Source organism: Pseudomonas sp. TH43 (assembly GCF_016650635.1).
In the GTDB taxonomy this organism is placed as follows: Bacteria; Pseudomonadota; Gammaproteobacteria; order Pseudomonadales; family Pseudomonadaceae; genus Aquipseudomonas.
In genome coordinates this window covers 761279-784917 of record NZ_JAEKFI010000003.1, presented here as the reverse complement: position 1 = coordinate 784917, position 23639 = coordinate 761279, and the positions used below count along the sequence as shown (strand labels likewise).

20 protein-coding genes are annotated in these 23639 nt (G+C 60.2%); 10 read left to right on the top strand and 10 right to left on the bottom strand.

Annotated features, from left to right (window positions below; all coding sequences use genetic code 11):
* Nucleotides 1–318 precede the first annotated feature (318 nt).
* From JFT81_RS13180 to emhA, 4 genes are all read right to left on the bottom strand, one after another.
* Nucleotides 319–1578, bottom strand: coding sequence for an OprD family porin (locus JFT81_RS13180; RefSeq protein ID WP_201227645.1), 1260 nt, complete (start codon nucleotides 1576–1578; stop codon nucleotides 319–321).
* Nucleotides 1579–1995: 417 nt separating this feature from the next.
* Nucleotides 1996–3456 carry an efflux RND transporter outer membrane subunit EmhC gene (emhC, locus tag JFT81_RS13175; protein ID WP_201227644.1) on the bottom strand — a complete coding sequence of 487 codons (1461 nt, stop codon included), beginning with the start codon at nucleotides 3454–3456 and terminating at the stop codon, nucleotides 1996–1998.
* The gene (emhB, locus tag JFT81_RS13170; protein ID WP_201227643.1) at nucleotides 3453–6605 is read right to left on the bottom strand and encodes an efflux RND transporter permease subunit EmhB; all 3153 of its coding nucleotides are present in this window, start codon (nucleotides 6603–6605) and stop codon (nucleotides 3453–3455) included. The genes emhC and emhB overlap by 4 nt, the downstream gene beginning before the upstream one ends.
* A gap of 3 nt (nucleotides 6606–6608) precedes the next feature.
* Entirely contained in the window at nucleotides 6609–7766 is a 1158-nt protein-coding gene (gene emhA / locus JFT81_RS13165; protein ID WP_201227642.1) for an efflux RND transporter periplasmic adaptor subunit EmhA, read from the bottom strand.
* A gap of 266 nt (nucleotides 7767–8032) precedes the next feature.
* Between emhA and emhR the strand changes: the two genes are divergently transcribed.
* Nucleotides 8033–8665 carry an efflux system transcriptional repressor EmhR gene (gene emhR, locus JFT81_RS13160; RefSeq protein ID WP_201227641.1) on the top strand — a complete coding sequence of 211 codons (633 nt, stop codon included), beginning with the start codon at nucleotides 8033–8035 and terminating at the stop codon, nucleotides 8663–8665.
* Between the two features lie 405 nt (nucleotides 8666–9070).
* Here emhR and JFT81_RS13155 read toward each other — a convergent pair whose 3' ends face one another.
* From JFT81_RS13155 to JFT81_RS13145, 3 genes are read right to left on the bottom strand one after another with little or no spacing between them, the layout of a single operon-like run.
* Nucleotides 9071–10120, bottom strand: a complete 1050-nt coding sequence (locus tag JFT81_RS13155; protein ID WP_201149686.1) for an alkene reductase — start codon at nucleotides 10118–10120, stop codon at nucleotides 9071–9073.
* Nucleotides 10121–10148: 28 nt separating this feature from the next.
* The gene (locus tag JFT81_RS13150; protein WP_201227640.1) at nucleotides 10149–11315 is read right to left on the bottom strand and encodes an MFS transporter; all 1167 of its coding nucleotides are present in this window, start codon (nucleotides 11313–11315) and stop codon (nucleotides 10149–10151) included.
* A 34-nt stretch (nucleotides 11316–11349) separates the two neighbouring features.
* Nucleotides 11350–11652, bottom strand: coding sequence for a metalloregulator ArsR/SmtB family transcription factor (locus tag JFT81_RS13145; RefSeq protein ID WP_008080109.1), 303 nt, complete (start codon nucleotides 11650–11652; stop codon nucleotides 11350–11352).
* Between the two features lie 170 nt (nucleotides 11653–11822).
* Between JFT81_RS13145 and JFT81_RS13140 the strand changes: the two genes are divergently transcribed.
* Nucleotides 11823–12407, top strand: coding sequence for an ACP phosphodiesterase (locus JFT81_RS13140; RefSeq protein WP_201227639.1), 585 nt, complete (start codon nucleotides 11823–11825; stop codon nucleotides 12405–12407).
* A 107-nt stretch (nucleotides 12408–12514) separates the two neighbouring features.
* Here JFT81_RS13140 and JFT81_RS13135 read toward each other — a convergent pair whose 3' ends face one another.
* The gene (locus JFT81_RS13135; protein WP_201227638.1) at nucleotides 12515–13309 is read right to left on the bottom strand and encodes a lysophospholipid acyltransferase family protein; all 795 of its coding nucleotides are present in this window, start codon (nucleotides 13307–13309) and stop codon (nucleotides 12515–12517) included.
* Nucleotides 13309–14064 (bottom strand): L-ornithine N(alpha)-acyltransferase, encoded by a 756-nt coding sequence (olsB, locus tag JFT81_RS13130; protein ID WP_141129409.1) that lies wholly within the window; start codon nucleotides 14062–14064, stop codon nucleotides 13309–13311. The genes JFT81_RS13135 and olsB overlap by 1 nt, the downstream gene beginning before the upstream one ends.
* Nucleotides 14065–14217: 153 nt before the next feature.
* Between olsB and JFT81_RS13125 the strand changes: the two genes are divergently transcribed.
* The 5 genes from JFT81_RS13125 to JFT81_RS13105 all read left to right on the top strand — a co-directional run bounded on the left by JFT81_RS13125 (nucleotide 14218) and on the right by JFT81_RS13105 (nucleotide 18568).
* Nucleotides 14218–15096, top strand: a complete 879-nt coding sequence (locus JFT81_RS13125; RefSeq protein WP_201227637.1) for an acyl-CoA dehydrogenase family protein — start codon at nucleotides 14218–14220, stop codon at nucleotides 15094–15096.
* A 167-nt stretch (nucleotides 15097–15263) separates the two neighbouring features.
* A complete protein-coding gene (locus JFT81_RS13120; protein ID WP_201227636.1) occupies nucleotides 15264–16343 on the top strand; it encodes a serine hydrolase in 1080 nt (359 codons plus the stop codon).
* Nucleotides 16340–16636 (top strand): amidase, encoded by a 297-nt coding sequence (locus JFT81_RS13115; protein WP_201227635.1) that lies wholly within the window; start codon nucleotides 16340–16342, stop codon nucleotides 16634–16636. Before JFT81_RS13120 ends, JFT81_RS13115 begins: the two co-directional genes overlap by 4 nt.
* Before the next feature lie 182 nt (nucleotides 16637–16818).
* Complete coding sequence (locus tag JFT81_RS13110) at nucleotides 16819–17409, top strand: YceI family protein (protein WP_201227634.1); 591 nt, start codon at nucleotides 16819–16821, stop codon at nucleotides 17407–17409.
* A 1-nt stretch (nucleotide 17410) separates the two neighbouring features.
* Nucleotides 17411–18568 carry a phosphatidylserine/phosphatidylglycerophosphate/cardiolipin synthase family protein gene (locus tag JFT81_RS13105; RefSeq protein WP_201227633.1) on the top strand — a complete coding sequence of 386 codons (1158 nt, stop codon included), beginning with the start codon at nucleotides 17411–17413 and terminating at the stop codon, nucleotides 18566–18568.
* Nucleotides 18569–18710: 142 nt separating this feature from the next.
* On the opposite strand, the gene bglX is transcribed toward JFT81_RS13105, so the two are convergent.
* The gene (bglX, locus tag JFT81_RS13100) at nucleotides 18711–21002 is read right to left on the bottom strand and encodes a beta-glucosidase BglX (RefSeq protein WP_201227632.1); all 2292 of its coding nucleotides are present in this window, start codon (nucleotides 21000–21002) and stop codon (nucleotides 18711–18713) included.
* A gap of 261 nt (nucleotides 21003–21263) precedes the next feature.
* On the opposite strand from bglX, the gene JFT81_RS13095 reads away from it, so the two are divergent.
* The 3 genes from JFT81_RS13095 to JFT81_RS13085 all read left to right on the top strand — a co-directional run bounded on the left by JFT81_RS13095 (nucleotide 21264) and on the right by JFT81_RS13085 (nucleotide 23384).
* Nucleotides 21264–21872 (top strand): LemA family protein, encoded by a 609-nt coding sequence (locus JFT81_RS13095; RefSeq protein ID WP_201227631.1) that lies wholly within the window; start codon nucleotides 21264–21266, stop codon nucleotides 21870–21872.
* Nucleotides 21873–21984: 112 nt separating this feature from the next.
* The gene (locus tag JFT81_RS13090) at nucleotides 21985–22734 is read left to right on the top strand and encodes a TPM domain-containing protein (protein WP_201227630.1); all 750 of its coding nucleotides are present in this window, start codon (nucleotides 21985–21987) and stop codon (nucleotides 22732–22734) included.
* Between the two features lie 32 nt (nucleotides 22735–22766).
* Nucleotides 22767–23384, top strand: coding sequence for a TPM domain-containing protein (locus JFT81_RS13085; protein ID WP_201227629.1), 618 nt, complete (start codon nucleotides 22767–22769; stop codon nucleotides 23382–23384).
* Nucleotides 23385–23639: the final 255 nt, after the last annotated feature.

Genomic DNA, 23639 nt, shown 5'->3' with positions numbered 1-23639 from the left:
GCGGTCCTCTGCTGATCAACGGTGTCTTCCGATGACAACCTGGCTCACAACTGGGGGACCGACATCAACTAACGGAAGCGGGAAGGTTATTCACCTGAGTCCTTCAGGTTTGGTCACTTTACTCGCCGGCCGGCAAAGTGCCACTTCTCCTGACAAATGGCACGGTTCCCCTGTAGGAGCCGCCGCAGGCTGCGATCTTTTGACGTTGTTTCAAGATCAAAAGATCGCAGCCTGCGGCAGTTCCTACAGATACGCAGGGATCACTTCGATCAAATGCAGGCCTTCGCCGACCGAGCGCCATCAGGGGTGAAGGGGGGTTTACAGGAGGCTGATCGGGTAGCTGACGATCAAGCGGTTTTCATCGAACTCGTTGTTGCTGAAATCCCGGCGCATGGTCGAGTTGCGCCATCTGACGTTGAGGTCCTTGAGCGTGCCGCTCTGCACGGTGTAGCCCAGTTCCGATTCGCGGCCCCATTCCTTGCCGTCGGTGATGGTCCCGGTGTGCACATTGTCGCCGCTGATATAGCGGTTCATCAGGGTCAGGCCGGGAACGCCGAGGGCGGCGAAGTTGTAGTCGTGACGCAGTTGCCAGGAACGTTCTTGGGCATTGTCATAACTGGCGTTGTAGCTGTCGTTGGCCAAGGTGCCGCCGCTGGTGCCGTTGACGCGCATCCACGCACTGTCGCCAGTGAGTTTCTGCAGGCCGACGTAGAAGGTGTTGCCGCCGTATTTGGCGGAGAGCAGGCCCGACCAGGTCTTGTTGTCGAGATCGCCGGCACGGGCGCTGCCGTCATCCTTGCCGTAGAAAAAACCGAGGTTGGCGCCTAACGTCCAGTCGCCGATTGGCTGACTGTGGATCAGGTTGACGTATTGCTGGCTGTAGATGTCCTTGAGTTCGGCATTCCACACACCGATTTGTGTGCGTTTCTCGTTGAACACATATTCGCCGCCCTGGAAATTGAAGCGATCGGACGTGAACGCCGCTTTGCCGAACATCGACATGTCGCTCATGCTGCTGTCGTCGCGCGGGCTGTTGGCGCGGAACTGGCCGCCGTAGAGGGTCAGGCCATCGATTTCCTTCGAGGTGATCTGCCCGCCACGGAAGGTTTGCGGCAGTGAACGACCGTCGTCCGAACGCAGGATCGGCAACACCGGCATCCATTCGCCGACCTTCACTTCGGTCTGCGAGAGCTTGGCTTTAAAGGCGACGTTGATGCGGCCGAAGTTGTCCGCCGGACGACCGTCGTGATCCAGCGGCAACAATTGCGTGCCGCCCGTGCCTTTACCGCCATCGAGCTTCACCGAGTACAAACCCAGCACGTCCATGCCGAAGCCGACGGTGCCTTGGGTGAAACCGGACTTAGCGTCGAGGATGAAGCTCTGCGTCCACTCTTCAGCCTTGCCCTGAGCCTTGGTCGGGTTGGTGAAGTTACGGTTGATGTAAAAGTTGCGCAGGTTCAGGTTGACCTTGGCCCCTTCGATAAAACCGGCTTCTTCGGCCGCAGCGGGCAGCGCGATGCCGGCAAGGGCCAGGGCGATCAGCCCGGGAAATGCGTAAGGCGCGGGGGAGGTGGTCATAGCTGGAGTCTCTCTTGTTTTTTTAGGGCGAACGGCGGCGCTGCGGCCGTTTTCAGCGGTGCAGAAATACGATGGATTCAGGGGGCGGAGCGGCGGCGATCAGCCGGACGGAGCAGGGCGCGAGAGCATGGTGACGAACCTGTTGTTATTGGTTTTGTGGATCGAATGGTGCGGGGCGCGGATGTTCGGATTCAATTGGGAAACGCGGGTTCTGGGCGATTATCGAACGCAAGATTGAACCGGGTTTTGTGGTGAGTTTCAGGACCCTTTCGCGAGCAGGCTCGCTCCCACATTTGGAATGCGTTCCCCTGTGGGAGCGAGCCTGCTCGCGAAGGGGGCAGACCAGACAACACTACTTTCTGACAGGCAACAAAAAGCCCACCAATCGGTGGGCTCCTTGTATTCAGCAGATGATGATCAGAACAGCTTCATCTTCGGTGCTTCTTCTTTCAGCGGTTCGTTCTGCGCGGTTTGCGCATTCCAGCCGCCACCCAATGCCTTGTACAGGTTGACCGCACTGGTCAGCTGCGCGAGGCGGTCGGTGATCAGCGCTTGTTGGGCGCTGAACAACTGACGCTGGGCATCGAGGAAGGTCAGGTTGCTGTCGACACCGATGCGGTAACGACGCTCGGCCAGGCGGTAGTAATCCTGGTTGGCCTGCACGAAGTCACGTTGCGCTTGCAGCTGCTCGGTGTAGGTCTGACGCGCGGCGAGGCCGTCGGCGACTTCCTGGAAGGCCGTTTGAATGGACTTCTCGTAGTTCGCCACATCAATGTCTTTCTGGATCTTCGCCGCGTCGAGGCTGGCGCGCAGGCTGCCGGCGTTGAAGATCGGCAGGTTGATCTGCGGCGAGAACAGCCATGTCCCCGAACCACCCTTGAACAGGCCGGACAGGTCCGGGCTCAAGCTACCCGCGTTGGCGGTCAGGCTGATGCTCGGGAAGAACGCTGCACGCGCCGCACCGATGTTGGCATTGGCGGCTTTCAGGTTGTACTCGGCCTGGAGGATGTCCGGACGACGCTGCAGCAGGTCCGATGGCAGACCGGCCGGCACGTCGCTGAGCAGGTCGTCAGCCAGCGGTTTGGCCGCTTGCAGGTTGGCCGGGATACCGGTGCCGAGCAGCAGGGTCAGGCTGTTTTCGTCCTGAGCCACCTGGCGGGTGTACTTGGCCAGTTGTGCACGGGCGTTTTCCACCGACGTACGCGACTGCGCCAGATCCAGTGCCGAGGCGACACCGACTTCGTTGCTGCGGCTGGTCAGCTTGTAGCTTTCTTCAAAGGCACCGAGGGTGTCTTGAGTCAGCTTGAGCAGTTCCTTGTCCGCTTGCCAGGTCAGATAAGCATTGGCGACGCTGGCGACCAGACTGATCTGGGTGCTGCGACGGGCTTCTTCCGTGGCGAAGTATTGTTGCAACGCTTGTTCGCTCAGGCTGCGAACCCGACCGAACAGGTCGAGTTCGTAGGCGCTGATGCCGACAGTCGCGGAGTAGGAGCTGGTGATGCCCGCTTCACCGGTCTGCGAGGCACGCGCCGGAACCCGCTGACGGCTGCCGCTGGCATTGGCCGAAACCGCCGGGAACAGGTCGGCACGCTGGATGCGGTATTGAGCCGCGTAAGCGTCGATGTTCAGCGCCGCGACACGCAGGTCGCGGTTGTTTTCCAGCGAAACCTGGATCAGCTGTTGCAGGGCCGGGTCATGGAAAAACTGCTTCCAGCCCTGCTCGGCAGCGGCCTGCGCCGGTGCCTGGGCCGGCGAGTACGCCGGCCCCTGCGGGTACTGGCCTGCGACCGGAGCCTCAGGCTGCTGATAATCAGGTATCAGCGAGCAACCGCTCAGCACGAAGGCGGCGACTGCGATGGAGAGTAGCGACTTGCTCATTGGCCAGCCTCTTTAGGAGTTTCTTTAGTGTCGCCTTCCTGGTCGGCATTCTTGCGCTGACCGATGGACGAAACCGTGACGAAGAACAGTGGGACCCAGAAGATCGCCAGGATCGTGGCTGTGAGCATACCGCCAATCACGCCCGTACCGATCGCATGTTGACTGCCCGAACCGGCGCCGGTGGAGATCGCCAACGGTACAACACCGAGGACGAAGGCCAGCGACGTCATGATGATCGGTCGCAGACGCATGCGGCAGGCTTCGATCGCCGCGTCACGCAGGCTGCGTCCCTGTTCATGCAGTTCCTTGGCGAACTCGACGATCAGAATGGCGTTTTTAGCTGCCAGACCGATGGTCGTCAACAGGCCCACCTGGAAGTACACGTCGTTGGACAGACCGCGCAGGCTGGTGGCCATCAGAGCACCAATGATCCCCAGCGGCACCACGAGCATGACCGCGATCGGAATCGACCAGCTTTCATACAACGCCGCCAGACACAGGAACACCATCAGCAGCGACAGGGCGTACAGCGCTGGCGCTTGCGAGCCGGACAGACGTTCCTCGTAGGACAGACCGGTCCAGGAGATACCGACACCGGCCGGCAACTTCTTGGCAATCGCTTCGACTTCGGCCATCGCTTCACCGGTGGAATAACCCGGCGCCGGAGAACCGAGCACCTCCATCGCTTCCACGCCGTTATAACGGGCCAGTTTCGGCGAACCGTAGATCCACTCGCCCTTGGCGAAGGCGGAGAACGGCACCATGGTCCCGACGTTGTTGCGCACGTACCACTTCTTCAAGTCTTCAGGGCTCATGCGAGCACCGGCCTGACCTTGCACGTAAACCTTCTTCACCCGACCACGGTCGATGAAGTCGTTGACGTAGCTACTACCGAAGGAGATCGACAGCGTGCTGTTGATGTCGGAGAGGCTCAAGCCAAGGGCCTGGGCTTTCTCGTCATCGATTTCCAGATGGTATTGCGGCTCGTCGTTCAGGCCGTTCGGACGCACCTGATAGAGCACTTTGCTCTGCGCTGCCAGACCGAGGAACTGGTTACGCGCTTCCATCAGTTTTTCGTGACCGATACCGGCACGATCCTGCAGGAACACGTCGAAACCTGTGGCGTTACCCAACTCCAGTACGGCTGGCGGAGCGAAGGCAAACACCATCGCATCGCGGAAACTGAAGAAGTGTTGCTGGGCACGCTGCGCCAGGGCAAACACGCTGTTACCCGCGTCACGCTCGCCCCACGGTTTGAGCATGATGAACGCCAGACCCGAACTCTGACCACGACCGGCGAAGTTGAAGCCGTTCACGGTGAACACCGAGGACACGGCACCCGCTTCTTTATCCAGCAGGTAGGAACGCATCTCGTCGATCACCACTTGGGTGCGTTCGGCGCTGGAGCCGGCCGGGGTTTGCACCTGAGCGAACAATACGCCCTGGTCTTCTTCCGGCAGGAATGCAGTTGGAATGCGGGTGAACAGCCAGATCATGCCGACGACGATCAGCAAGTACGCCAGCAGATACGGCGCCTTGCGTTGCAGCATGTTGCCAACACCGCGCTCATAGCTTCTGACACCGCGGTCGAAGTTACGGTTGAACCAGCCGAAGAAACCTTTTTTCGGCGTGCCGTGCTCACCTTTCGCAATCGGCTTGAGCATGGTGGCGCACAGCGCCGGGGTGAAGATCAGTGCAACCAGTACCGACAGGGCCATGGCCGAGACGATGGTGATCGAGAACTGCTTGTAGATCACACCGGTAGAGCCGCTGAAGAACGCCATCGGCAGCAATACCGCCGACAGAACAAGGGCGATACCGACCAGTGCGCCCTGGATCTGGCCCATGGACTTTTTGGTCGCTTCCTTCGGTGACAGGCCTTCCTCGGCCATCACCCGCTCGACGTTTTCCACCACGACGATGGCGTCGTCCACCAGCAAACCGATGGCCAGCACCATACCGAACATGGTCAGGGTGTTGATGCTGAAACCGGCGGCGGCGAGGATGCCGAATGTACCGAGCAATACCACCGGCACGGTCATCGTGGTGATGACGGTAGCGCGGAAGTTCTGCAGGAACAGGAACATCACCAGGAACACCAGCACGATCGCTTCGACCAGGGTTTCAACCACACCCTTGATCGACTCGGTCACTACCGGAGTGGTGTCATACGGGAACACCACTTCCATGCCTTGCGGGAAGAACGGCTTGAGGTCGTCAATCGTCTTGCGCAGCGCTTTGGCGGTGTCGAGAGCGTTGGCACCGTTGGCCAGTTTTACCGCCAGACCGGAAGCCGGGCTGCCGTTGAACTGGGCGGAAATGCTCGAGTTCTCACCACCCAGGCCGACATCAGCGACGTCGCCGACACGTACTTGCGAACCGTCCTGGTTGACCTTCAGCAGAATCGCCTTGAACTGCTCGGCAGTCTGCAGACGGGTCTTGCCGATAATCGTGGCGTTCAGTTGCTGGCCAGGCAGCGCCGGCAAACCGCCGAGCTGACCGGACGAGACTTGAACGTTCTGCGCCGAGATCGCGGTGCTGACGTCAGACGGGGTCAGGTTGTACTTGTTCAACTTGGCCGGGTCGAGCCAGATACGCATTGCGTACTGGGCACCGAAGACCTGGAAGTCACCGACGCCGGCAGTCCGCGAGATCGGATCCTGCATGTTCGACACGATGTAGTTGGACAGGTCGTCCTTGTTCATGCTGCCGTCGCGCGACACCACGCCGATCACTAGGAGGAAGTTTTTCACTGCCTTGGTTACACGGATACCTTGTTGCTGCACTTCCTGCGGCAACAGCGGGGTGGCCAGGTTCAGCTTGTTCTGAACCTGTACCTGCGCGGTGTCGGAGTTGGTGCCTTGCTCGAAGGTCGCGGTGATGGTCATGCTGCCGTCGGAGTTACTTTCCGAGGACACATAACGCAGGTTGTCGATACCGTTGAGCTGCTGCTCGATCACCTGGACCACGGTGTCCTGCACGGTTTGCGCCGAAGCGCCCGGGTAGGTCACGGAGATCGCAATGGCCGGTGGCGCAATGCTCGGGTACTGGTTGATCGGCAATTTCAGGATCGAAAGTGCCCCGACCAGCATGATCACCAGGGCAATTACCCAGGCGAAAATCGGACGGTCGATGAAGAATTTTGACATGAGTTACTCCCCTTTGCCGCCAGCGGCTTTGTCAGCTGCCTGAGCGGGGGCCGGGTTCTTTTTGCCCACGTTGGTGGCTTCGGTCGGATTCACCTGCACACCTGGGCGCACGTATTGCAGCCCTTCGGTGATCAGACGATCGCCCGCTTTCAAGCCGTCTTCGATCAGCCACTGGCTGCCGACGGTGCGGCTGGCCTTGAGCTGACGCAGCTCGACCTTGTTGTCGGCGCCGACGACCAGAGCGGTCGGCGTGCCTTTGAGGTCGCGAGTCACGCCTTGCTGCGGTGCCAGAATGGCGGCAGCGTTGACGCCTGCCTGCAACTGGGCGCGGACGAACATGCCCGGCAGCAGGGTGTGATCCGGGTTCGGGAACACCGCACGCAGGGTCACCGAGCCGGTAGTCGGGTCAACCGTCACTTCGGAGAATTCCAGCTTACCGTCGAGTTTGTACAGGCTGCCGTCTTCCAGCGTCAGCTTGACCGCTGCCGAGTTGTCGCCGGATTTCTGCAGGCGGCCGCTTTCCAGCTCGCGGCGCAGTTCCAGCAGCTCAACCGAGGATTGCGTCACGTCGACGTAGATCGGGTCCAGCTGCTGGATCACGGCCATGGCGTCGGTTTGGCCATTGCTGACCAAGGCACCTTCAGTGACCGAAGAACGGCCAATGCGCCCGGAGATCGGCGCGTAAACCTTGGTGTAACGGACATTGATCTGCGCGCTCTGCAAGGACGCTTCCGATTGCAGACGGTTGGACACGGCGGTGTCGTATTCCTGACGGCTCACGGCCTGTTCATCGACCAGTTGCTTGTAGCGATCAGAGATCGACTTGGTCGAACGCAGGTTGGCTTCGGCGCTTTTCAGGGTTGCTTCATAGACCGACGGATCGATCTGATACAGCTGTTGGCCGGCTTTGACATCGCCGCCTTCCTTGAACAGACGCTTGAGGATGATGCCGTTGACCTGTGGTCGCACTTCCGCGATGCGGAATGCACTGGTGCGACCCGGCAGTTCCGACGTGAGGGTGAAGGCTTGTGGTTGCAGGGTGACGACGCCGACCTGAGGAGGCGGAGCGGCCGGTGCCGCTTCTTCCTTTTTACATCCGCTGAGCAGCGATGCCAGGGCGACGGCAGTGACCAGAGCGGTAACAGCTGGCTTGAATTGCATGAAGATCCTCGGGTCAGGCGCGCAAAAAGCGCACAAGAAGTGTGGAAGGGTAAAAAAATGCTGCCGGGTGGATAAGTAGCTTGCTAAGGAATATACTTACGTTCATGGTTGTTTGTAAATACCTTGGCTTCGTACCCACCCTGTTACAAAAGTCGTTGCAAGGTTTGAAATTGTAGGCCGGGGAACCGATTCACGAGAGATCGCCCCCTCTTTATTCAGCGGATATTCAGCCATCCCTGAAACATCCTGTTTGAGGTTTTACTGCCATGGTCCGTCGTACCAAAGAGGAAGCTCAAGAAACTCGCAGCCAGATCCTGGAAGCGGCAGAGAAAGCCTTTTATGAAAGGGGCGTCGCTCGTACGACGTTGGCGGACATCGCGACCATGGCCGGTGTCACCCGGGGCGCTATCTATTGGCATTTCAGCAACAAGGCCGATCTGGTCCAGGCCATGCTCGACAGCCTGCATGAGCCGCTGGATGAGCTGGCCAAGGCCAGTGAGAGCGAGGACGAACTCAATCCGTTGGGCTGCATGCGCAAATTGCTGATTCATTTGTTTCATCAAGTTGCGCTGGACCCGAAAACCCGGCGTATCAACGAAATTCTGTTTCATAAGTGCGAGTTCACCGATGAAATGTGCGATCTGCGCCAGCAGCGCCGGGCGGCCAGTCTCGATTGCAATCTGCGTATCGGGCTGACCCTGCGTAATGCGGTGAATCGCGGCCAGTTGCCGGAAGATCTCGACACTGCCCGTGCGGCCATCAGCATTCATGCTTATATCGATGGCCTTCTGTATGGATGGCTTCTGGCGCCGGACAGCTTTGAGCTGCATGCCGAGGCCGAGCGTTGGGTCGATACAGGGTTGGATATGCTGCGCCTGAGCCCCAGCCTGCGCAAATGAAACAAAATGCGTAATTGGCACAGCTTATGTCAATTGGCCTGCTTTTATATATGTTCGCGGTGCGGGAGTTTATACGTAGCGAGCTACGCATTTTGTAGGGAATTTGTGTCGTCTGTGTGAATGAGTGTGAGCCGCTTGCCCTCACCCTAACCCTCTCCCAGAGGGAGAGGGCACTGACCGAGGTGTTCTTTCGAAGTACGCCGACCTGAAATATCCGGTTGAACTCCGAATTTGAAAACTATACAAATCGGCTCCCTCTCCCTCGGGAGAGGGCTGGGCGGGCGGCGTTCCGATGAGGGGCTACACACTAAAGCGCGCAACCACTCTCCAGACGAACACAAAAAAGCCCCCGACTCTCACAAGTCGGGGGCTTTTGCGTTTCTGCTGCCTTGTACTGAATAGCGCTTACAGCGTCGGGTAGTCGATATAACCGACCGGGCCTTTCGCGTAGAACAGCTCCGGACGCGCATCATTCAACGGCGCATCCGCCTTCAAACGAGCTGGCAGGTCCGGGTTGGCAATGAATGGCACACCGAAGGCGACGGCGTCAGCCTTGCCGCTGGCCAGCCATGCATTGGCGCTGTCCTTGGTGAATTTTTCGTTGGCGATGTACGGGCCGCCGAAAGCTTCTTTCAATTGTGGGCCGAGGCTGTCAGCGCCTTCTTTCTCGCGGGAGCAGATGAACGCGATGCCGCGTTTGCCCAGCTCACGAGCAACGTAGGTGAAGGTTTCCGCCAGGTTGTCATCGCCCATGTCGTGGGAGTCGGCGCGCGGTGCCAGGTGCACACCAACACGGCCAGCGCCCCAGACTTCGATCGCTGCGTCAGTCACTTCCAGCAGCAGGCGTGCACGGTTTTCCAGGGAGCCGCCGTAGTTGTCGGTGCGCTGGTTGGTGCTGCTTTGCAGGAACTGGTCGAGCAGGTAACCGTTGGCGCCGTGGATTTCCACGCCGTCGAAACCGGCTGCTTTGGCGTTCTCGGCACCGGTGCGGTAGGCGTCGACGATGTCGGCGATCTCAGCGGTTTCCAGTGCCCGCGGGGTTGGGTAGTCGGCCATTGGACGCACCAGGCTGACGTGACCTTTAGGCTGGATGGCGCTCGGCGCAACCGGCGCTTCACCGTTCAGGTACGACGGATGAGAAACCCGGCCGACGTGCCACAGTTGCAGGAAGATCTTGCCGCCAGCGCCGTGAATGGCTTTGGTTACGTTGGACCAGCCGCGCACTTGATCGTTGGACCAGATGCCCGGGGTGTCCGGGTAGCCGACGCCCATTGGCGTGACCGAAGTGGCTTCGCTGAGGATCAGGCCGGCAGAGGCACGTTGTACGTAGTACTCGGCCATCAGTGCGTTTGGCACGCGTCCTTCGTCAGCGCGGCAGCGGGTCAGCGGCGCCATGATGATGCGGTTGGCCAGCTCGACGTCGCCCAGTTTGATCGGATCGAAAATAGTTGCCATGTCTACAACCCTCGTAAGTGAAAATTAATCAGTTGGTAGCAGGGGCCAGATCGGCATCGCCGTTCTGACGGAAAGTAATCAGCGTCACCAGCAAGGCGAGCACCGCGAGGGCCGCCGCTGCGAGCGGCACACTGGTCAGGCCGAAGCCATGGGCGATGACGCTGCCGCCGACCCAGGCGCCGAGGGCGTTGCCGACGTTGAACGCGCCGATGTTCAGGGTCGAGACCAGGTTCGGCGCAGCTTTGCCGAAGGTCACGACGTTGATTTGCAGTGCCGGCACTGCGGCGAACGAGGCGGTGGCCCAGAGGAACAGGGTGATTTCAGTCGGGATCAGCGCGACGCTGGTCCAGCTCAGCACGGTGGACACCACCGCCATCGCCACGAAAACGCCGATCAGTGTGGCGCCGAGGCGCTTGTCGGCCAGTTTGCCGCCGATGATGTTGCCGACGGTCAGGCCGAGGCCGATCAGCAGCAGGGTCCAGGTCACGCCTTTTGGCGAAACACCAGTGACATCGCCGAGCAGCGGTGCGACGTAGGTAAAGAGAGTGAACATCGACGCGGCGAACAGCGCGGTCATGCTCAGCGACAACCAGATCCCCGCGCCTTTGAGGGCCGCCAGTTCGGCGCGCATGTCGAGTTTCTCCTCATCACGCTTGGCCGGCAGGAAGCGGATCAGGCCGATCAGCGCGATCACGCCAATGACCGTCACCGCCCAGAAAGTCGAACGCCAGCCGGCTTCCTGACCCAGCGCGGTGCCCAGTGGCACGCCGAGAACGTTGGCCAGGGTCAGACCGGTGAACATCAAAGCCACTGCCGAAGCACGTTTGTTGGCTGGCACCAGATTGGCCGCCACCACCGAACCGATCCCGAAGAAGGCACCGTGGCACAGCGCGGTGACTACCCGGGCGATCATCAATACGTTGTAATCACTGGCCAGTGCGCAGAGCAGGTTGCCGACAATGAAAATGCCCATCAATGCCACCAGTGCTGCCTTGCGCGGCAACTTCGCGGTGGCCAGTGCCATGAACGGCGCACCGATGGCCACGCCCAGGGCATACCCGGTCACCAGCCAGCCAGCGCCGGGGATCGATACACCGAGGTCGGCCGCCACATCAGGCAGCAAGCCCATGATGACGAATTCGGTGGTGCCGATGGCGAAAGCGCTCAAGGCGAGTATGAGAAGCGAAAGGGGCATGCGGGGTTCCTTGTCGGCTGGCTGACGTTAAGGGTCAGAGCTCTTTACTGAGGGTGCTGAGGAACGCCTGAATCACGTCCTCGTTACGTTTGAAAAAATGCCACTGACCCGCCTTCTGGCTGCTGATCAGGCCGGCGCGTTGCAGCGTCGCCAGATGCGCGGAAACGGTCGACTGCGACAGGCCGCAGCGTTGGTCGATCTGTCCGGCACAAATGCCGTACTCGTGGTTGTGCAGCTGTTCTGGAAACTCGGCTTTGGGGTCTTTCAACCAGTTGAGAATGTCTCGTCGTACTGGATGCGCCAGGGCTTTTATTATTTCGTCGAGGTCAAGGTTCATGGCTGGGTGCTCGTGATGTGTACAACGCTATATCGCGATGAGGCGAACTTTAAATCGGAATTTCGCGATATACCAATATGATTTTGATCTGACGGCAGAACAAATCGGTATATCGGGTTATAACGATATGATGGTGTGAGGATTGCAGGGCGCGGTGCTAAGCTGCGCCCATGAACTATCTCGCACATTTGCACCTCGGTGGCCAGCGCCCCGGTCAATTACTCGGCAGCCTGTATGGCGATTTCGTCAAAGGTCGGCTGCAAGGGCAGTTTGCGCCGGAGGTGGAAGCGGCCATTCAACTGCATCGACGGATTGACGTATTCACCGATCGCCATCCGTTGGTGGACATCGCATTGGGGCGATTTACCGAGACACGGCGGCGTTACGCCGGGATCGTCATCGATGTGTTTTTCGACCATTGCCTGGCGCGGGACTGGCGGATGTACGCCGATCAGCCGCTGGAGGTCTTTACCGCTGACGTTTATCGGGTGCTGACCCATGAACGGCAGTTGCCCGAGCGACTGGCGAAGATTGCGCCGCACATGGTTGCCAATGACTGGCTGGGTTCGTACCAGGAGTTTGAAGTGCTGGAGCAGGTGCTGCGCGGCATCTCGCGGCGGTTGAGCCGACCGGAGGAACTGGCGGGGGCGATGCACGAGTTGCGGCGGTTGTATGAGCCGCTCAGTGAAGACTTCCGGCTCTTCTACCCACAACTCCAGGACTTCGCACAAAACCACGAATCACTAGAGATCTAAATGTGGGAGCGAGCCTGCTCGCGAAGGCGGCGTCTCGTTCAGCATGTATGTTGGCTGAGACACCGCTTTCGCGAGCAGGCTCGCTCCCACAGGGGAGATGTGTGTTTTCAGGCGGCGATCAGTGCGCCTGCGCGACGTGGTTCGGCCGGTTTCGCAACTTCGCCAAACAACGCTTTCTGCACCGCCTGCTGCGCCTCGAACGCCAGCGCCGCGCGCTCGCGGCCCTGGCAGGCCATCGGCTTGAGCAGGTGCACTTCGACATCGCCACAATCATTGCTGAACAGACGCATCAGGTGCGACAACAAGTCATCGTCACCTATGAACGGCGCCAGCGTATCGATCTCGCCATCGCGCAGATAACGAATCGCCACCGGTTGCAGCATCACCTCGGAATCAATCGCCGCCGCCAGCAAGCGACCATGAAAGGTGCGCAGCGAACGGCCGTCGGTGGTGGTGCCTTCCGGGAACATCAGCAGCGCATGTTCGGTTTGCAGGTGACGGGTCATCTGCTTGCGGATCAACTGGCTGTCGCCTGAACCGCGACGAATGAACAAGCTGCCAGCCTTGGCCGCGAGCCAACCGGCCACCGGCCAGGTGCGCACTTCGGCCTTGGACAGAAACGACAGCGGCGTGAGCATGCCCAGCAGCGGAATATCAGTCCACGACACATGGTTGCTGACCCACAGCATGGGCTGTTTCGGCAGCTCGCCGTGCACGCTTACTCTAAAGGGCAGGGCGTTGCTCAGGCGCGCCATGAAGAAGCGCGACCAGCGCTGACGGCGTTCCATCGAATGTGCCAGGCCAATGCGTTCAAATACGCCGAAGACGCTGGCCATGGTCAATCCCAGCGACACCACCAACAGCACTCGCGCGATTCGCGCGTACACCCGCAGCCGGCTCATTACACGGCCGCCTTAAAGTGCTTGGCGTAACGCGGGCAGAGTTCGTCGCGCTTGAGCAGGATGAACACGTCGGCGACCTGGAAGTCTTCATCCCAGCATGGCTCGCCGCAGATCTTCGCGCCCAGGCGCATATAAGCCTTGAGCAGCGGTGGCATTTCAGCGATGACGTTGGAGGGAATATCCAGCGTCGGCAGCGGCTTTTTCGGCTCGGCGCGCAGGTGTTCGGTGCACAGATAACGTTCGCGCAGGCGCTGCATGATCGCGTGGGCCTGAATGCCACCGTCTTGCATCGGAATGCTCGCGCAACCCATCAAATAACTGTAGCCACCCTGATTCAGCACTTCGGCGAGTTCGCCCCACAGCACCGCAATCGTTCCGCCGTTACGGTAGGCCGGATCGACGCAGGTACGACCGATTTCGAGGATCGGGCCTTGCAGATGCGCCAATCCATGCAAACTGAATTCTTCTTCGCTGTAGAACTTGCCCAGGCTGCTGGCGGCGGTGTGATCGAGCAGACGGGTGGTCGCTACCAAGCGGCCAGTGTTCAAGTCACGCACGCCAATATGGCTGCAGTGAACATCATAATCATCCATGTCCAGACCCAGTTCCGCGCCCTTCAGCTTGGCGTTGAACTCGCCGCTGAAGACGTTGAATCGCAAAGCCTGGGCTTGCTGCAAGGCTTCGGCGCCGATCAGGCGTTCGGCTTGCAGGCGGCGTTCATTGCCGGTGTCGCTGATGCGGGCGATCTGAGTCATGTGAATCTCCGTACGGGCCTTTAACCCGTCGTGGGTTGCAGCCGATCGACTTTCTTTATGCAGCCGTGTTGTGCAAAGTCAGGCTATGTAGCCCCGGTGTCATCGCCATGAACGTTCGGTGATGCTTATATGACAGCCCACGAGGAGCCTCTTATGCCCTGGCCAGATCTGCTGCAAAGTCGCCAACGATTGCCCGCCGTCGCTGACCTTGCCGAAGGTTTTGCGACGTTGTTGCACCAACTGGGCAGCGTCACGCCGTTCGAGTTGGCGGTGGCGGGTGGGCGGCGGATGGCGACGCCGGGCTTGGCGTTTCTGGTCGGTTATCAGGCGGCGTTGCGCATGTTGTGGCCGAGTGCGCCGCTGAGCCTTGGCGCGTTGTGTGCGACCGAACAGCGCAGTCTGCGACCTGCCGACATGCACACGCGGTTGACCGATTTACGGTTGAGTGGCCGCAAGGATTTCGTCACCGCTGGCGATGCCGCGGACTGGTTGTTGATTGCTGCGCGCAGTGAAGAGCCCGGTGCAACGCCGCGTTTGAGTCTGGCCGTGGTCTATCCCGGCGAGCCCGGTGTCACCGTGGAAAAACTGCCGGCACTGCCGTTGATGCCGGACATCAGTCATGGTCGATTGCACCTTGATGGCGCGTTGTGCGAGTTGCTCGCCGGCGATGGTTGGGACGCTTACGTGAAGCCGTTTCGCACCCTTGAAGATGTCTATGTGTTGAGCGCGATGACGGCGTGGTTGTATGGCGTCGGGCAGGACAGCGATTGGCCGCAGGCGCTGCAATTGCGTTTGCTGGCGCTGTTGGCCGGATGCGCCGAGGCCAGTCGGCAACCGCCAAACAATCCGGCGGGGCATGTGTTGTTGGCTGGGTTGTTTGCGCAGTTTGAATCGTTGAAACCGGAGATCGATCAAGTGTTGGCCGGCGGCAATCCGGAGTGGGCGGCGATGTGGCAGCGCGATCAGTCGGTGATGCAACTGGCTTCGGGGGCCAGGGCCAAGCGGCTAGCCAAGGCCTTGGCGCAGGCCTGACCGGCCTCTTCGCGAGCAGGCTCGCTCCCACAGTTAACCGAGTTTCTTCAGTTGAAAGGCGATCAAACTGTAGGAGCGAGCCTGCTCGCGAAGGCGGCCTCAACATCACCACACATCTGTCATCTACTGCGGCTAGTCTCAGCAGGTTCTCCCCTAGAGCCCTCACCATGTTCAAAGGCCTGTTCCTGTTTCTGCTGCTGATCAGCTTCACGGTTCAAGCCTCCAATGAGCAGTGGCCCGGCGAGCAATGGCCGGTCGGCCCTCAGATCAAGGTGATTAAAGACCTTGAAGCCTATGCCTTCCCACCCCGCGATGACAGCACCCGCCAGGGCATCCGCACCGATGCGCTGCTGATCATCCGCGACGGCCAGATCATCTACGAGCGCTACGCCGGCCCAACCAGCGCGCAAACCCCACACCTGACCTGGTCGATCAGCAAAAGCCTGCTGGCCGCCGTCCTCGGTGTGGCGTACGGCGAAGGCCTGTTCAAACTCGAAGATCCCGCTGCAAAGTTCTACCCGTCACTGGCTAAACACCCGGAGATAAAGATCGCCGACCTGCTGCACTGGGCCTCCGGCATCGACTGGCAAGAAGACTACGAATACGCGCCGCTGAAATCCTCGGTGGTGGCAATGCTCTACACCCGTGGTCATCGCGATATGGCCGCGTTCACTGCCGAGCACGACAGTTATGCCACGCCGGGGCAGGCGTTCCGTTACTCCAGCGGCGACAGCAATCTGCTCGCCGCCGCACTGAAAAACATCGTTGGCCCGCAGCGCTATCCCGACTATCCGTGGGCTGCTTTGTTTGAGCCTCTGGGCATTCGTCACGCCGTGTGGGAAACCGATGCCAACGGCACCTTTGTCGCCTCGTCTTACGCCTATCTCTCTGCGCGGGATCTGGCGCGGGTCGGGCTGCTGATGGCTCGTGATGGACGCTGGGATGACCAGCAGTTGCTGCCCAAGGATTGGGTGGCGTTCAACCAAACACCCTTCAAGGGTTACAAGGCCCATCAGGACGAAGCCGTGCCCGGCGGACAGTGGTGGCTCAATCGAGCGGTAGATGGCGCGGAGTCTCCGTGGCCCGAGGCGCCGCCCGATACCTTCGCTGCCCTCGGCCATTGGGGGCAGGCGCTGTATGTGATTCCCAGCGAGAAACTGGTGATCGTGCGTTATGGCGATGATCGCGATGGCAGCTACCGACATAACGAGTTGCTCAAACGTGTGCTGAAGGCGGTGCGGCCATGAAGCGCTTTTTGCTGTTGCTGCTAGTTCTTCTGCTGGGCTGGATTGTCTACGAACGTGAAAATTTGTGGGCCTTCCCGGACATCATCAGCGCCTACACCGCCAAGGAATATTGTTCGTGCCGCTACGTGATGAACAACGATGCCAAGTATTGCCGTGGCTACGTAAAACAATGGCTGCCAACCAGCGCATTCACCGATGACCCCGCCAGTAAAACCATCACCGTCAGCGGCATGGGGCGCAGCCACCGCGCCCAGTGGCAAAGCGAACGCCAGGGCTGCCGCCTCAATCCCTGATCACACCCAATCCCTTGTAGGAGCAAGGCTTGCCCGCGATTGGGCCGGCACAGGCAATATCTTCGGTGACTGACAATACGCTATCGCGAGCAGGCTCACTCCTACAGAGTTCGATCTTCGGTTTGCAATAACCGTGAGGACAGTTAAGGTTCGTGCAGGTTTATCGCCCCCACGAGTCCTCAATGTTCAACCGCTCCCTCATTGCATCCCTGTCCAGCCTGCTGCTGGCCGCCGTCGCGCTGCCGGTGCAAGCCAATTGGTATCTCGACGGCGAGTCATCGCGGCTGTCGTTCGTCAGCACAAAAAACGCCAATATTTCCGAGGTGCAGCGCTTTCTGGTGCTGCACGGCAAGGTCGACCCCGACGGTCGCGCCGAAGTCGAAGTCGAGCTGGACTCGATCAACAGCGGCATCCCCCTGCGCGACGAGCGCATGCGCAAAGAGCTGTTCCAGATTGAGCAATTCCCCGAAGCGACCATCACCACGCAGATCGACCTGCGTCCGATCAACGACCTGGCCCCCGGCGCGCAACTTGAACTGCGCCTGCCGCTGACCGTAAACCTGCACGGCAAACAACATCAATACCCGGCAGAGCTGTTGGCGACCCGCCTCGATGACCGACGCTTTCAAGTGGTGACGCTGGAGCCAGTGGTGCTCAACGCCGAGGATTTCGACCTCGCGCCGGGGCTGGAAAACTTGCGCAAACTGGCCGGTTTGTCGGCCATCAGTCTGTCGGTGCCGGTGGGTGCGGTGCTGATCTTCACGGCGCGCTGACATGCGCGGCGCGGTGTTCCCGTGGCGTGACGGCAACCGGTTCGAGTTATTGATCGACGGCCCGCAATTCTTCCCGCGCATGCTTGAGCAGATTCTCGGCGCCCAGGAGCAGATAGAGCTTGAGCTGTACCTGGTCGAGGCCGGCGCCTGTGCCGAAACCATCGTGCAGGCGCTGGTGGTGGCCGCCGAGCGGGGCGTGCGCGTGCGTTGCCTGTTCGATGATTACGGCAGTCTCGCGTTTACCCTCACGCTGCGTCAGCGCCTGGTCAATGCCGGGGTCGAACTGCGTTTCTACAATCGGCTGAACTGGCGGCGCTGGGTCGGTAATTTCTATCGTGATCACCGCAAGTTGCTGCTGATCGATCAGCGTCTGGCGATGGTTGGCGGCACTGGCGTTACCGATGAGTTCTGGACGCCGGGCCACGACACCAGCGAATGGCACGAAGTGATGGTCGAGATCAGCGGCCCGCTGGTGATCGACTGGCAATTGCTGTTCGACCGCCAATGGATCGCCAACCGCTATCGTCGTGCCTGGCGCCCGGCCGCGCATTTTGGGCTGCCGCGCTTACCGCGCACGCCGGACAAGGGCGAAGGCATGGGCCGCGTGGCTTACGCTGATGCCCGCCAGCATCGGGATATTCTGCAATCGCTGTTCCGCGCCTTGAACAGCGGGCAGCAACGCATCTGGATGGCCACGCCGTATTTCCTGCCAACCTGGAAAATTCGCCGCTCACTGCGCAAGGCGGCCGCGCGCGGTGTCGACGTACGCTTATTGCTGACCGGGCCGCGCACCGATCACCCGTCAGTGCGTTACGCCGGGCATCGCTATTACCCGCGACTGCTCAAGGCCGGGGTACAGATCTTCGAATACCAGCCGTGCTTCCTGCACCTGAAAATGGTGCTGGTGGACGATTGGGTGAGCATCGGTTCGTGCAACTTCGATCACTGGAATTTGCGCTTCAATCTGGAGGCGAACCTGGAGGCACTGGACCCGTCGTTGACGGCAGCGGTGCAAGCGAGTTTTGTGAAGGACTTCGGACTGAGCCAGTTGGTGAGTCTGGAGGCGTGGCAGCGCCGGCCGTTGTGGCGGCGGGTGAAGCAGCGGATCTGGGGCTGGGTGGATCGGGTGGTGGTCAATATCCTCGACCGCCGCGGCTAAAGATCGATTTTGAATACACACTGAATCCAATGTGGGAGCGAGCCTGCTCGCGAAGGCGGTGTGTCAGTCAGCAATTGTTTATCTGAAAGACCGCTTTCGCGAGCAGGCTCGCTCCCACAGGTGTTTTGCGGTGTGCTCGCTGTTACAGCAGTTCGAAGCTCTGCTGCGTCACGTCCTGCGAATCCAGGCCGATCTGCACGTTGAACTTGCCAGGTTCGGCCGCGTATTTGAGCTGGGCGTTGTAGAACTTCAGGTCATCCTCGCTGATGGTGAAGTGCACGACTTTCTGTTCGCCGGCCTTGAGCAGGATTTTCTGGAAGTTCTTCAGTTCTTTTACCGGGCGGATCATCGAACCGGTGACGTCCTGAATGTACAACTGCACCACGGTTTCGCCGTCCCGCTTGCCGGTGTTTTTCACCATGACGCTGGCGTCGAGCTTGCCGGTGGCGTTCAGCGTGGTCGACGACAGCGCCATGTCGCTCAGGGCAAAGTCGGTGTAGCTCAGACCATAACCGAACGGGAACAGCGGCCCAGTCGTGTCATCGAAATACTGCGAGGTGTAGTTGCCCGGTTTGCCCGGCGTGAACGGCCGGCCAATGCTCAGGTGGTTGTAGTACGTCGGGATCTGGCCCACGGAACGCGGGAACGTCACCGGCAGTTTGCCCGACGGGTTGTAGTCGCCGAACAGCACGTCGGCGATGGCGTTGCCGCCCTCGGTGCCGCTGAACCAGGTTTCCAGAATCGCGTCAGCGGACTGGTTCTCTTCAAGAATGGTCAGTGGACGGCCGTTCATCAACACCAGCACCAACGGCTTGCCGGTGGCCTTCAGGGCGCGGATCAACTCACGCTGGTTTTCCGGAATGTTCAGGTCGGTGCGGCTGGAGGACTCGTGCGACATGCCACGGGATTCGCCCACCGCGGCAACGACAACGTCAGCCTCTTTGGCGGCTTTTACCGCTTCGTCGATCAGCACGTTGGCGGGGCGAGGATCATCGACCACTTCCGGTGCATCGAAGTTGAGGAAGTTCAGGTAATCGAGGACTTTCTTGTCGCTGGTGATGTTGGCGCCACGGGCGTAGATCAGGTTCGATTTGTCACCGATCACCGAACTCATGCCATCGAACAGAGTGACCGACTGCGCCGGTTTACCCGCTGCAGCCCAACTGCCCATCATGTCGATCGGTGCCTTGGCCAACGGGCCGACCAGCGCGATTTTTGCCGATTTCTTCAGCGGCAGGGTTTCGTTCTGGTTCTTCAGCAGGACCAGACTGCGGCGCGCCACTTCGCGGGCGTCGGCGCGGTGCAGACGGCTTTCGGCGTAGGTGTCGGCCGGATCATCTTCAGCCTTGCCGATGCGCAGGTACGGATCCTTGAACAAGCCCATGTCGTACTTGGCCGCGAGCACTTCGCGCACCGCGTTGTCGATGTCTTGCTGTTCGATCTCGCCGGACTTGAGCAGCCCCGGCAGCTCTTTGCCGTACAGGGTGTCGTTCATGCTCATGTCGATGCCGGCCTTGATCGCCAGCTTCGCCGCTTCACGACCGTCGCGAGCGACGCCGTGCTTGATCAGTTCGAAGATCGCACCGTGGTCGCTGACCGCCAAGCCCTTGAAGCCCCAGTCCTTGCGCAGCAGATCGTTCATCAGCCAGGTGTTGGCGGTGGCCGGAATGCCGTTGATCGAGTTCAGTGCGACCATCACGCCGCCCGCGCCGGCGTCAATCGCGGCGCGGTAGGGTGGCAGGTAGTCCTGATACATTTTCACCGGGCTCATGTCGACGACGTTGTAGTCGCGACCACCTTCAACGGCGCCATACAGGGCGAAATGCTTGACGCTGGCCATGATGCTGTCGGCCGCGCTCGGTGTGGCGCCCTGATAGGCGCGAACCATGACCCCGGCAATGCGCGAGGTCAGATAGGTGTCTTCACCGAAACCTTCGGAGCTGCGGCCCCAGCGCGGATCGCGGGAGATGTCGACCATTGGCGCGAAGGTAATGTCGAGGCTGTCGGCGGCGGCTTCTTTGGCGGCGACGCGGCCGGACTGACCGATCGCGTCCATGTCCCAGCTCGACGCCAGTGCCAGTGGAATCGGGAAAATTGTCCGGTGACCGTGGATCACGTCATAGGCGAAAAACATCGGGATCTTCAGGCGGCTGCGCATCGCCGCGTCTTGCATCGGCCGGTTTTCCGGGCGGGTGATCGAGTTGAACGTGCCACCGATGTTACCGGCGGCGATCTCTTTGCGGATCAACTCGCGGGGCATTTCCGGGCCGATGCTGATCAGGCGCAACTGGCCGATCTTCTCGTCGAGGGTCATTTGATTCATCAGGTTGCTGATGAACGCGTCCTTGTTTTCCAGGGGTACCGGGGTCGTGGCGGCCAATACTTGATGACTGGCCAGGCTGACGAACAGACCCAGCAAACACAGCTTCTTCATGAATATTTTTCTCAAGGGCCCAAGCGGCGATGAAACACCGGCCAGCCAAAATTTAGGGAGCGACTATTGTTGTTCGGGTGCAGGCTCAAAAACACCGAGCCAAAAACGACAGCCGACACTCGGCAGCGTGAACGCGCAGGGCACTTTTTAGCCCATTGGCCCGTCGCAATCCAGTGGCGGGGCCGATTATGCCCCAAGAGACGGCTGCGAATGTTTCGCGCTCGGTTTTTATAATGAAATGTGTCAGGGAGCATCACTGCGATGAATGTCAGTCCAACCCACCGCTCGCGTTTGCAGGTCGCCACGTTGTTGCTGCTGGCGACGCTGTTGACCGCGTGCGGCATCAACAATATTCCGACCCTCGATGAGCAGGCGAAAGCGGCGTGGGGCCAGGTGCAGAACCAGTATCAGCGCCGCGCCGACCTGATTCCCAATCTGGTGGAGACGGTGAAGGGTTATGCCAAGCATGAAGAGGAAACCCTGACGGCGGTGATCGAGGCGCGAGCGAAGGCGACGTCGATTCAGGTCGATGCCAGCACCCTCGACAACCCGGAAAAGCTCAAGCAGTTCCAGCAGGCGCAGGATCAGTTGACCGGCGCGTTGAGCCGTTTGATGGTGGTCTCCGAGCGTTATCCGGATTTGAAGGCCAACCAGAACTTTCTCGCCCTGCAATCACAGCTTGAGGGCACCGAAAACCGTATCGCCGTGGCGCGACGCGATTTCATTCTGGCGGTGCAGAAATACAACACCGAAATCCGCACCTTCCCCGGTCGCCTCTGGCATAGCGTGATGTACAGCGACCTGCCGATTCGCGCGACCTTCGAGGCCACCACACCCGGCGCAGAAAAAGCCCCGGAAGTGAAATTCTGAAAAACCCAGGTAGGAGCTGCCGCAGGCTGCGATTTTTTGATCTTGTTTTAAAAAACCAACGTCAAAAGATTGCAGCCTGCGGCAGCTCCTACAGGGGTTGGTGGGGGTGTGCATGCGTGTGTTGAAAGTGGGGCTGGTGCTGATGCTGTGGTTGTTCGCCGCCAGCGCTCAGGCCGAGTTGACGTTCCCGGCGCTGAGCGGTCGGGTGGTGGACGCAGCGCAGATGATCGAGCCGTCGGTGCGCGCGCAGCTGAGCCAGCAGTTGCAGGCGCACGAGCAGGCGACCGGCGAGCAATTGGTCGTGGTCACGCTGCCGGATCTGCAAGGCACCACCATCGAGGATTACGGCGTTCAACTCGGCCGACACTGGGCCATCGGTCAGAAGGACAAGAACAACGGCGCGCTGCTGATCGTCGCCCGTGACGAGCGCAAAGTGCGCATCGAGGTCGGTTATGGCCTGGAAGACCGGCTGACTGATGCGCAGACCTCGGTGATCATCCATCAAGTCATCACGCCCGCTTTCAAGACCGGCAACTTCAACAAAGGCATCAGCGACGGTGTCGCGGCGATGCTGGTGGTGCTGGGCGGCAATCCGCTGGACGAGCCGTCGACGGTGTATGAATCGAACGGTGATCCTGCCGATGATTTCATCTCGCGGCATCCGGGTTTGTTCGTGCTTTTACTGATGTTGTTCATCCTGGCCGTGTTTGTCTTCCAGATGCTCGGTATCCTTCCCGCCGGCCGGGGCGGCTCCGGTGGTGGCGGTTTCGGCGGGGGAGGTTTCGGTGGCGGTGGCGGCGGAGGGGGCTTCAGCGGCGGTGGCGGCAGTTTTGGCGGCGGCGGTTCGTCCGGCGGCTGGTGATATTAAAAGAATAATCGACAGGCACTTTCGACATGGCATTACTGAGTGAGCACGAACAACGCAAAGTCGCCGAGGCGATTGCCCGGGTCGAGCGCGACACCGACGCCGAACTGGTGACGGTGCTGGCCGCGCGCGCCGACGACTACGCGTACATCCCGCTGTTGTGGGCCAGCCTGCTGGCGCTGATGGTGCCGGGGATCGTGCACTACCTGACCGGTTGGCTGACCCTGCACAACCTGCTGCTGGTGCAATGGGGCACGTTCATTGTGTTGTGCCTGCTGTTTCGCCTACCGCAGATCACCCCCCATCTGGTCCCGCGCCGTGTGCGCCACTGGCGCGCGTCGAACCTGGCGCGACGGCAGTTCCTCGAGCAGAACCTGCATCACACGGTGGGCAGCACCGGCATGCTGATTCTTGTCTGCGAGGCGGAAAGGTACGTGGAGATTCTGGTGGATGAGGGGATTTCCAGTCGGCTGGACAACAAGAGTTGGGATGCGATTGTCGCGGCGTTTACCGAGCAGGTCAGGCAAGGGCGCACGCTGGATGGGTTTGTGCAGTGTGTCGAGGCGTGTGGGGAGTTGTTGAAGGTGCATGTGCCGGTGACGCAGGTGAGGAATGAGTTGCCGAATCGGTTGATTGTGCTGGGGTAAGGCCTGGATTATTCGTCGACGCTGAGATCCCGCCCCTCACCCCAGCCCTCTCCCAATGGGAGAGGGGGAAAGGGAGCAGATCGGGGGCCTTTCAAACCTGAGTTCGGCTCGGTATCTTAGGTCGGCGTAACTGGTGAAAACACCTCGGTCAGTCCCCTCTACCTCTGGGAGAGGGCTAGGGTGAGGGCTGCTTTAATGAACCGTTCGGTAAATAAGAGCGTGTCCCCAATCCCCATCCCCCTAAAATACCCGCCA